Origin of the sequence: Rhodopseudomonas sp. AAP120 (assembly GCF_001295845.1) — a bacterium.
In the GTDB taxonomy this organism is placed as follows: Bacteria; Pseudomonadota; Alphaproteobacteria; order Rhizobiales; family Xanthobacteraceae; genus Rhodopseudomonas.
Genome location: NZ_LJIC01000044.1, coordinates 41,190 through 51,719, shown reverse-complemented (window position 1 = coordinate 51,719; position 10,530 = coordinate 41,190). Strand labels below are relative to the sequence as shown.

General features: G+C 65.5%; 9 protein-coding genes. 7 read left to right on the top strand and 2 right to left on the bottom strand.

The window, feature by feature from the left end; all coding sequences use genetic code 11:
- The first annotated feature begins 122 nt into the window (after nucleotides 1–122).
- From hpnC to IP86_RS08135, 5 genes are read left to right on the top strand one after another with little or no spacing between them, the layout of a single operon-like run.
- Nucleotides 123–1,001: a squalene synthase HpnC gene (gene hpnC, locus IP86_RS08155; protein WP_054162019.1), complete on the top strand. Its 879-nt coding sequence runs from the start codon at nucleotides 123–125 to the stop codon at nucleotides 999–1,001.
- Nucleotides 998–1,837 carry a presqualene diphosphate synthase HpnD gene (gene hpnD, locus IP86_RS08150; RefSeq protein ID WP_054162018.1) on the top strand — a complete coding sequence of 280 codons (840 nt, stop codon included), beginning with the start codon at nucleotides 998–1,000 and terminating at the stop codon, nucleotides 1,835–1,837. Before hpnC ends, hpnD begins: the two co-directional genes overlap by 4 nt.
- Nucleotides 1,837–3,087 carry a hydroxysqualene dehydroxylase HpnE gene (hpnE, locus tag IP86_RS08145; protein ID WP_054162017.1) on the top strand — a complete coding sequence of 417 codons (1,251 nt, stop codon included), beginning with the start codon at nucleotides 1,837–1,839 and terminating at the stop codon, nucleotides 3,085–3,087. The genes hpnD and hpnE overlap by 1 nt, the downstream gene beginning before the upstream one ends.
- Before the next feature lie 48 nt (nucleotides 3,088–3,135).
- A complete protein-coding gene (shc, locus tag IP86_RS08140) occupies nucleotides 3,136–5,100 on the top strand; it encodes a squalene--hopene cyclase (protein WP_054162016.1) in 1,965 nt (654 codons plus the stop codon).
- A complete protein-coding gene (locus IP86_RS08135; RefSeq protein WP_054162015.1) occupies nucleotides 5,097–5,834 on the top strand; it encodes a phosphorylase in 738 nt (245 codons plus the stop codon). The genes shc and IP86_RS08135 overlap by 4 nt, the downstream gene beginning before the upstream one ends.
- A gap of 115 nt (nucleotides 5,835–5,949) precedes the next feature.
- On the opposite strand, the gene IP86_RS08130 is transcribed toward IP86_RS08135, so the two are convergent.
- Nucleotides 5,950–6,840 carry a LysR substrate-binding domain-containing protein gene (locus IP86_RS08130; RefSeq protein WP_054162014.1) on the bottom strand — a complete coding sequence of 297 codons (891 nt, stop codon included), beginning with the start codon at nucleotides 6,838–6,840 and terminating at the stop codon, nucleotides 5,950–5,952.
- Nucleotides 6,841–6,988: 148 nt separating this feature from the next.
- Here IP86_RS08130 and phnA point away from each other — a divergent pair, with 148 nt between their 5' ends.
- Both phnA and pstS read left to right on the top strand, forming a co-directional pair.
- On the top strand, nucleotides 6,989–8,254 hold the full coding sequence (gene phnA, locus IP86_RS08125; RefSeq protein ID WP_054162013.1) for a phosphonoacetate hydrolase: 1,266 nt from the start codon (nucleotides 6,989–6,991) through the stop codon (nucleotides 8,252–8,254).
- A gap of 32 nt (nucleotides 8,255–8,286) precedes the next feature.
- Nucleotides 8,287–9,291 (top strand): phosphate ABC transporter substrate-binding protein PstS, encoded by a 1,005-nt coding sequence (gene pstS / locus IP86_RS08120; protein ID WP_054162012.1) that lies wholly within the window; start codon nucleotides 8,287–8,289, stop codon nucleotides 9,289–9,291.
- Nucleotides 9,292–9,360: 69 nt separating this feature from the next.
- On the opposite strand, the gene hpnH is transcribed toward pstS, so the two are convergent.
- Entirely contained in the window at nucleotides 9,361–10,521 is a 1,161-nt protein-coding gene (gene hpnH, locus IP86_RS08115; protein ID WP_054162011.1) for an adenosyl-hopene transferase HpnH, read from the bottom strand.
- Between the last annotated feature and the right edge of the window lie 9 nt (nucleotides 10,522–10,530).

The window sequence follows — 10,530 nt, the reverse complement described above, 5'->3', positions numbered from 1 at the left end:
GCGTGCGCGAACGGATCAGCCCGGGATACCGGGAGGGTCCGTTCGCGGCGTTTTTCCATGTCCCGAGCTCGAGCTCGTCTCGCGTCGGGCGTTCCGTATCAGAACGAGCGTTAGCCAGAACGATGACGTCTGCGAGCGAATTGCGATCCGGCAAGACCCACCGGGACGAGAACTTCCCGGTCGCGTCGTGGATCATCCATCCGCGGCATCGCGAATTGATTCTGGCGTTCTATAATTTCGTCCGGACCGCCGACGACATCGCCGACCATGCGATGCTCGATGCGCCGACCAAGCTGAGCTTTCTCGATCTGCTCGAAGCCGAGCTGCTCGGCCGCGGCGAGACCCAGGCGGAAGCGGTCAATCTGCGCAAGGCGCTGGCCGCGCGCGGGATGCCGCCGCGCCACGCGCTCGATCTGCTCACCGCGTTCCGGATGGACGTCACCAAGCTGCGCTACGAGGATTGGGACGAGGTGATCCACTATTGCCGCTATTCGGCAATGCCGGTGGGCCGCTTCATGCTCGACGTCCATGGCGAGAGCACCTCGACCTGGCCGGCGTCCGACGCGCTGTGCGCGGGACTGCAGATCAACAACCACTTGCAGGATTGCGGTAAGGACTATCGCAATCTCAATCGCGTCTATCTGCCGCGCGACGCGCTGGACGCGGTCGGCGCCAAGGTCGACGAACTCGGCCTGCTGAAGTCCTCGCCGGCCTTGCTGAAATGTCTGCAAGATCTCGCCGTGCGCAACGACGTGCTGCTCGGCCAGGGCCGGCCGCTGGCTGCCGAGGTCAAGGATTTCCGGCTCGGGCTCGAAGTCTCGGTGATCCAGAGTTTCGCCGATCGCATCGTCGCCATGCTGAAGGTGCGCGATCCGCTGAGTGAGCGGGTGCATCTGAAGCCGATCGAATTCATGTTCGCCTCGGTCGGCGCGATCGGATCGGAAATCATGCGCCGCAGCTTCGGAAGGGGGCCGGTGTCGAAGCCGGCGCCGCGCGCATGACCATGCAGACCCCGTCCGATCCCGCCGAGCATCAGGGCGCCGCGGCCGGCAGCTCGTTCTACGCCGCGATGCGCATCCTGCCGCGTCCGCAGCGCGAGGCGATGTTCCAGGTCTACAGCTTCTGCCGCTATGTCGACGACATCGCCGATTCCGATCAGCCGCGCGACGTGCGGGCCGCCGGATTGCAGCGCTGGCGCGACGATATCGACGCGCTGTATCGCGGCGCGCCGCCGCCGCGGCTGGCGGACTATCAAGAGTCGGTCCGCGCCTTCGGGCTGAAGCGCGAGGATTTCCTGGCGATCATCGACGGCATGGAGATGGACGTCGTCGCCGACATCCGTGCGCCGAACGAAGCCACGCTCGACCTGTATTGCGACCGTGTCGCCAGCGCGGTCGGCCGGCTGTCGGTGCGGATCTTCGGTCTGCCCGAACAGGACGGCATTCTGCTGGCGCATCATCTCGGCCGCGCGCTGCAGCTCACCAATATCCTGCGCGACATCGACGAGGATGCCGGTCTCGGCCGGCTGTATCTGCCGCGCGAGGGTCTGCTCGCAGCCGGTATCACCAGCCTGGATCCGATGACAGTTGCCGAGGACCCGGCGCTGCCGAACGTCTGTGCGCCGCTGGTGGCGCGGGCCTTGAAGCATTTCGACGCCGCGGACGTGGTGATGAGCCGCAATCCGCGCCGCGTGGTCAAGGCGCCGCGGATCATGGGCAAGTACTACTTCTCGATCCTTCAACTGCTGATCGCGCGCGGCTTCGCGCCGCCGCGGGTGCCGGTCAAGCTCGGCAAAGCGGCGAAGATCGGCATTCTGCTACAATACGCGATTGTGTGATGTCGAAAACCGTTCACGTCATCGGTGCTGGAATCTCCGGTCTCGCGGCTGCGACCAGGCTCGCGCGCCGAGGCTTCACTGTGCGCGTCCACGAGGCGATGCAGCAGGCCGGTGGCCGCTGCCGTTCGTATTTCGATGCGCAGACCAATCTGGTGATCGACAACGGCAACCATCTGCTGCTGTCGGGCAACCACGCCGCGCGCGACTACGCGCGTTCGATCGGCACCGAGGCAGGGCTGGTCGGCCCGGCCGGCGCCGAGTTCGACTTCATGGATCTGCAGTCGAGTGCGCGCTGGAAGCTCGATCTCGGCCGCGGCCGGCTGCCGTTCTGGCTGTTCGATGCCAAGCGGCGCGTGCCCGACACCGGCATCGGTGATTACCTGGCGCTGGCGCCGCTGCTGTGGGCGCCGACCACCAAGCTGATCGGCGACACCATTCCGTGCCGCGGCCCGCTGTACGACCGGCTGGTTGCTCCTCTGCTGCTCGCCGCGCTCAACGTCGATCCGCCGGAAGGCTCCGCCGGGCTCGCCGGCGCCGTGGTGCGCGAGACGCTGCTGGCCGGCGGCCACGCCTGCCGTCCGTTGATCGCCCGCGACGGCCTCAGCGCCGTGCTGGTCGAGCCGGCCGTCGAGCTGCTCGCGCGTAGCGGCCCCGGCGTGCAGTTCGGTCACGAGCTCCGGTCGTTCGCGGCCGCGGGCGAGCGGGTCGAGGCGCTGAATTTCGGCGGCGAGGATGTGGTCACCGTCGGCCCCGACGATGCGGTGGTGCTGGCGGTGCCGCCGCGCCCGGCGGCGTCGTTGCTGCCCGGCCTGAAGACGCCGCAGAAGTACCGGGCGATCGTCAACGCCCATTTCGCCTATGCGCCGCCCGCCGGAATGCCGGCGCTGACCGGGGTGATCGGCGGCGTGGTGGAGTGGCTGTTCGCGTTCCCGAACCGGCTGTCGGTGACGATCAGCAACGGCGACCGCCTGGTCGACGCGCCGCGCGATCAGCTCGCGGCCGAAATCTGGAGCGAAATCTGCAAGGTGGCGAGAATCACGGCGAATCTGCCGCCGTGGCAAATTGTCCGCGAGCGCCGTGCGACCTTCGAGGCTACACCGGCCCAGAACGCCCTGCGTCCAGGGCCGGTCACTCAGTGGAAAAACCTGTTCCTTGCAGGGGATTGGACTGATACGGGGTTGCCGGCCACCATCGAAGGGTCGGTCCGCTCGGGCAATCGTGCCGCGGATCTGGTGCTGGCACGGGGCTAGGCCTCGGCGATTTTCGCCGGGCCGGTGACCACGGAGACGACGAACAAAATGGATTCCGGCATTCAGACTTCCGGTGCTGATCGCGGCAGGACGCTGGACGCGTCGATCGATGCCGCGCGCGGCGCTTTGATGGGGTTCCGGCGCGACGACGGCCACTGGGTGTTCGAGCTCGAAGCCGACGCCACGATCCCGGCCGAATACGTCCTGATGCGCCATTATCTCGGCGAGCCGGTCGCCACCGAGCTCGAGGCCAAGATCGCTGTCTACCTCCGCCGCACCCAGGGCATGCATGGCGGCTGGGCGCTGGTGCACGACGGCGACTTCGATATGAGCGCCAGCGTGAAGGCGTATTTCGCGCTCAAGATGATCGGTGACGACGTCGATGCGCCGCATATGGCGCGCGCCCGTGAGGCCATCCGGTCGCGCGGCGGCGCGATCCACAGCAACGTGTTCACGCGCTTCCTGCTGGCGCTGTACGGCGTCACCACCTGGCGGGCGGTGCCGGTGCTGCCGGTCGAGATCATGCTGCTGCCGAGCTGGTCGCCGTTCACGCTGACCAAGATCTCCTATTGGGCGCGCACCACCATCGTGCCGCTGATGGTGCTGTCGGCGCTGAAGCCGGTGGCACGCAACGCCAAGGGCGTCGGCATCGACGAGCTGTTCCTGCAGGACCCCAAGTCGATCGGTCTGCTGGCCAAGTCGCCGCACCAGAACGCCGCGCTGTTCAAGCTGTTCGGGTCGATCGACGCGGTGCTGCGGGCGATCGAACCGTATATGCCGAAGAAGTACCGCAAGCTCTCGATCGAGAAGGCGCTGGCGTTCCTCGAAGAGCGTCTCAACGGCGAGGACGGCATCGGCGCGATCTTCCCGCCGATGGCCAACGCGGTGATGATGTACGATGCGCTCGGCTACGGCGAGGATTATCCGCCGCGCGCCTGCCAGCGCCGCGGCATCGAGCTGCTGCTGGTCGATCGTGGCGACGAGGCCTATTGCCAGCCCTGCGTGTCGCCGGTGTGGGACACTGCGCTGGCCAGCCACGCGGTGATCGAGGCGGACGGCTTCCAGGGGGCGAAGTCGGTGCGTCCGGCGCTCGACTGGCTGCTGCCGCGCCAGGTGCTCGACCTCAAGGGCGATTGGGCCGCTAAGGCGCCCGACGTCCGTCCCGGCGGCTGGGCGTTCCAGTACAACAACGCCCATTATCCTGACCTCGACGACACCGCCGTGGTGGTGATGGCGATGGACCGCGCCCGCAAGGACGCTCCGAACCCGGCCTACGACACCGCGATCGCCCGCGCCCGTGAGTGGATCGAGGGCATGCAGAGCGACGACGGCGGCTGGGCTGCCTTCGATGTGAACAACACCGAATACTATCTGAACAACATCCCGTTCTCGGACCACGGCGCGCTGCTCGACCCGCCGACGGAAGATGTGACCGCACGTTGCGTGTCGATGCTGGCACAACTCGGTGAAACGCCGGCCAGCAGCCCGGTGCTGGCGCGCGGTGTCGAATATCTGCGCAAGACCCAGCTCCCCGACGGCTCGTGGTACGGGCGCTGGGGCCTCAATTACGTTTACGGCACGTGGTCGGTGCTGTGCGCGCTGAATGCCGCGGGCGTCGACCACCAGGACCCGGCGATCCGCAAGGCGGTCGAATGGCTGGCCTCGGTGCAGAATCCGGATGGTGGCTGGGGCGAGGACGCCGTTAGCTACCGTCTGGATTACCGGGGCTACGAAAGATCAGCCTCGACGGCCTCGCAGACGGCATGGGCCTTGCTTGCCTTGATGGCTGCGGGAGAAGTCGATCATCCGGCCGTAGCGCGCGGGGTTGAGTACCTAAAAGGCACACAGACCGAAAAAGGACTGTGGGACGAGCAGCGCTACACCGGTACGGGCTTTCCGCGCGTGTTTTATCTGCGTTATCATGGCTACTCAAAGTTCTTTCCGCTCTGGGCGCTGGCGCGGTATCGAAATTTGAGATCCACGAACAGCAAGGTCGTAGGGGTCGGAATGTGATTCTGGGGGCTAGGAATGAAGCGGCGGCGGAGAGAGATCCGCGGCCGGTTCTGATTGTGACGGGGCTGATACAGGAAGCGCGTATCGCAGAAGGTCCGGGTCTTACCGTCATCTGCAGCAGTAGCGATCCGAAGCAGTTGCGCCGCATGATGGCGAGCTTCGACGCCACCTCGATCCGGGGTGTGATCAGCTTCGGCGTGGCCGGCGGTCTCGATCCGTCGCTCAAAGCCGGCGACGTCGTCATCGCGACCGAGGTCGTGGCGGGTGAACGCCGCTGGGCGTCGGAAGTTTCCCTCAGCGACGAATTATTGCGAAGCGCCGGTCTCGGCCGCCAGCGCGTGGTGCGCGGCGGACTGGTCGGCGTCGAAGCCGTGGTGGCGGCGCGGGATTCCAAGGCGGCGCTGCGGTCCGAGACGGGCGCGGCCGCGGTCGACATGGAGAGCCACATCGCGGCTGATTACGCCGCTGCCGCTCGGCTGCCGTTCGCGGCGCTGCGGGTGATCAGCGACCCCGCCAATCGCAGCCTGCCGCAGGTAGTCTCCACCGCGATCAAGCCGAATGGCGATGTCGATCTGCGCAAGGTGCTGCGCGGCTTGGCCCGTCACCCGACGTCGATCCGATCGCTGGTGACCACCGGCATCGACTTCAACCGCGCGCTCCGCAGCCTGCGCGGCTGCCGCGGCTTCATGCTCGACGCCGTTCTGGGCGGTGGAGGCCTCGTCGCGGAGCTCTGAGGAGCTTCGCGCGTCGCACGTGGCGCTGTGTCGGTCCAGAAAACGCTCCCGACGTGGTGCGCCGGCCCGCAACCTTCGGCGCGGGTGTTCGGCAAATCGCCCGAAGGCTGGCCTGTCACCCCTTGATCTCATCCTCGAGCCAGTCGAGGAACCGGCGAAGATAGCGGGGATCCGCGCGCGACGTCGGATGAGCGAAGTAGGTCTCCCCCGTCACGACCTGATCGGGGAAGGGGCAGACCAGCCGCCATTCCGGCTTGCCCGGAAAGAACTCTTTCGGCGCCACGATCGCGCCAAGGCCTTCGCGCACCGCATGCATCGCGACGAACATGTGGTCGAACCGGTGACCGCCTTCGAAAAGACGGTCATGCAGGCCTGCTTTCTGTAGCCAAGCCTCCCAGTGACCCGGCCGTGTCGCCGACGTGATCAGCGGAAACGCGAGAAGGTCCTCCGGCGCCTCGATGGTCTTCTCCTGAAGAAGATCCATGCTGCAGACCGGTGTCAGATTCTCTGCAAACAATGCCATCGACGCCTTGGGCTGCCCTCCGATCTTCTCGCTGATGCCCCGCGTGATCAGGAGATCATGTGAGGACACGTCGGGCGTCTGTCCGGTCATCCGGGTCGAGATCCAGACCGCCAGATCGGGATTTGCCGTTTCGAACCGTTTCAGCCGCGGCATCAGAAAGTACATGGCGAAGGTCGACGGCGCCTCGACCGCCAGCACCGCCTTGCTGCGACGGCGTCGGACATAGTGGCACGCCGATTCGATGTTGCGGAACGACTGGCTGAGCTGCTCCGCCAGGACTCTGCCATAGGGCGTGAGCGCCATACTGCGGCCTTCGCGGGTGAAGACCTGCTGCCCCAGCCAATCCTCCAGCAGCCGAACCTGCTTGCTGACCGCGCCGTGGGTGACCCCCAGTTCTTCGGCCGCAGAACTCAAGCTGTCGCTGCGGGCCGCGACCACAAAAGCCCGCAAGGCGATCAGCGGCAGCTCTCGTTCGTTCAACATGACCTCCGTTTGACGAGGATGGGCGCGTGAGCTCATTACTGACGACTTATACTCACACATTTGTGGATTTTATTCGATCGATTCTCACAATTGGAGAGCCTACCAGCGGGGTCATCAGCCAACGGTTCTCACCTCGGGATGACACACCATGACCGCCCCCTCTCAATCCAGCCGACCGCAGACTTTGATCGAGGCTAACGGCCGGAGCTATGCCGTGCCGCACAGCCCCGTGGTGGTGATCTGCCTCGACGGTTTCGATCCCGAATATCTCGAGCGCGGCATTGCGGAGGGCGTCCTGCCGACGATCGGGGCGCTCAGGGCGGCCGGTTACGTCGGGACGGCGCTGGCGACGGTGCCGACCACCACCAACACCAACAACACCTCGATCGTCACCGGCGTGCCTCCTGCGATCCATGGCATCAACGGCAACTACTATCTCGACGCCGAAACCGGCGAAGAGATCATGGTGACGGATGCCAGGCGGCTGCGCTGCGGTACCATTCTGGGAGCCATGAGCAAGGCGGGCGTGCGGACCGCGGTGGTCACCGCCAAGGACAAGCTCCTCAAGGTGCTGGCCTACGAGATGGAGGGGATCGCCTTCTCGTCGGAGCACCCGAACTCCGCCGATCTGGCGGCGCTCGGCTTCGACAGCGGCGAGCACATGGTGGGCCGCAGCAAGCCCGATCAATATTCCGCCGATCTGTCGCTGTTCGCACTGGACGCAGGCATCAGGCTGCTGGAGACGGCGAGGCCGGACCTGACCTATCTGTCGACGTCCGACTATGTGCAGCACAAGTACCAGCCGGGCGACGCGCAATCGAACGACTTCCACGCGGCGGTCGACCGGCGCATCGCACGCCTGATCGAACTCGGCGCGACCGTGGCCCTGACGGCCGATCACGGCATGGCCGACAAGTCCGACACGCAGGGCCGGCCCAACGTCGTCTATCTCGAAGACGCGCTGGCGGAGAAATTCGGCGCCGGCATCGCGCGGGTGATCTGTCCGATCGCCGATCCGTTCGTTCGGCATCACGGTGCGCTCGGCGGCTTCGTCCGCGTCCACGCTCTCAAGGCCTGCGACATCAACGCGATGATGACCTATGCGCGGTCGCTGCCGGGTGTCGAACTGGTGCTCGATCGCGCGACAGTCTGCGAACGCTATCAATTGCCGCCCGATCGCGAAGGCGACTTCGCGGTGTTCACCGACCGGGGCACCGCGGTCGGCGCGCGGCGTGAAGACCACGATCTGTCGGCGCTCGGCGGTCACCGTCTGCGCTCGCATGGCGGGCTCGGCGAGCAGCGCGTGCCTTTCGTCCTGTCGCGGCCGCTGAAGCGTGAATACCGGGAGCGTGCCGCGACCGGCGTGCTGCGCAACTACGACATCTTCGACTTCGTTCTCAACGGCGTCGCATAGTTCCGCACGATCGCATTCGGAGAGGAAACAACATGCGTGCGATTCGCTTCGCCTTAATGGCGCTCGCTATCACCGCGGCCGATGTAAAAGCTGGTGAGGCCCAGACCTCGGTGATGGGGACCGGTTCGGCCTTCGCTGCGCCGATCTACATCAAATGGGCAGAACAACAGAGATCGACCACCGGTCTCGCGATCAACTACCAGCCTTCGGGATCCTCGGTCGGACAATTGCAGGTGCTGAAAGGCCTGACCGACTTCGGGGCGTCGGACGTTCCGATGGACGACGGTAAGCTGAAAGAGGGCGACATCCTGCAGTTTCCGACCGTCGTCGGCGGCTACGCGGTCGTGGTCAACATCCCTGGGGTCTCGTCCGGCAAGCTCCGGCTCACGGCTCCTGTGCTTGCCGATATCTTCATGGGCGGCATCAGGTCGTGGAACGACCAGCGGATCGCCAAGCTCAATCCCGGTCTCACCCTGCCGCAGCTGGCGATCTCGCTGCTCTATCATGCGGGAGGCTCGGGCGGAACCTATGCGATCTCCCGATATCTCTCTAAGAACAGCGAGGCGTGGCGCGACAAGATGGGGATCGGCATGACGTTGAACTGGCCTGTCGGCGCCGGCGTCAAAGGCAGCAATGGCGCCGCCTCGACCGTGCCGATGACGTCCGGCGGGATCGGCTACGCCGAACTCTCCTATGTCATCGCGAACAACCTCGCGACCGTACAGCTGCAGAACAGAGCAGGCCGGTTCGTGCATCCGAACGGAGACAGTTTCGCGGCCGCCGCCGAGAGCGGCGATTGGTCCGTGCCCAACTACGCGGTCGATCTGACCGATATGCCGGGCGAACAGGCCTGGCCGATCGTGACGGCGACCTTTGCGCTGGTCCCGAGAACCCCGTCCAAACGCGCGACGTCGGCCGCGACGCTGGAGTTCTTCAGATGGGCGTTCGCGCATGGCGACGCCACGGCGCGAACGATGCAGTTCGTCCCGCTACCCAGCAAAGTCAAAGTCGATGTCCTGAAGACGTTCAGGAATTGAGGTCGCGACGCATCCAAAGAAAAAAGCGCGGCTCGTCGCCGCGCTTTTGTTCGTCGATCGCCGGTCAGCTCAGGCCGCGGTGGAAGCCTGCGGCTGGCGTTTGGCGGCCGCTTCGGCGGCTTCCTCGCGGCGAAGCTCCGTCAGCGTCTTCTGTACCTGTTCGGCGAAGATGTACTGTGCCGGGCGCTGCTTCGACAGGTCGATCTCGGGCGCCATCGGGCCGGAGGTGCGGATGCCGCGGATCGCCACCCACGCGGCCTTCAGCGGGTTGTTGAGCGACGCCGCCGCAGCGGTCGGCTCGTAGCCGCAATGCGCCATGCAGTCGGCGCACTTCTCGTACTTGCCGGTGCCGTAGGTTTCCCAGTCGGTGGTCTCCATCAGCTCCTTGAAGGTTTTGGTGTAGCCTTCACCGAGCAGATAGCAGGGCTTCTGCCAGCCGAAGATGTTGCGGGCCGGCATGCCCCACGGCGTGCACTCGAACTCCTGGTTGCCAGCCAGGAAGTCGAGGAAGAGGCCGGAATGCATGAAGTTCCACTTCTTGCCCTTGCCGCGGGCGAACACCTCGCGGAACAGGGTCTTGGTCTTGGTGCGGTTCAGGAAGTGTTCCTGATCCGGCGCGCGCTCATAGGCGTAGCCCGGCGACATCGACACGCCGACGCCGAGCTCCGCGGTGAAGTCGAGGAACTTGGCGATCTCTTCGGCCGGATGGTTGTCGAAGATCGTCGCGTTGACGTTGACGGCGAAGCCGCGCGCCTTGGCGGCCTTGATGGCGGAGACGGCGCGATCGAACACGCCCTTCTGCGACACCGCCTGGTCGTGGTGCTCCTTGAGGCCGTCGAGATGCACCGAGAAGAACAGGTAAGGCGAGGGCTCGAACAGGTCGAGCTTCTTCTCGAGCAGCAGCGCGTTGGTGCACAGCGACACGAATTTCTTGCGCGCCACCAGACCGCGCACGATCTCGCCGATCTCCTTGTGGATCAGCGGCTCGCCGCCCGGGATCGCAACCATCGGGGCACCGCATTCCTCGGCGGCGTCCCAGCACTCCTGCGCGGTCATGCGGCGGTTCAGGATCGCATCGGGATAATCGATCTTGCCGCAGCCGACGCAGGCCAGGTTGCAGCGGAACAGCGGCTCGAGCATCAGCACCAGCGGGTAGCGCTTGCGTCCCAGCAGCTTCTGCTTGAGCAGATAACTGCCGATCACGATCTCCTTGTGAAACGGTATTGCCATTACGTGTGC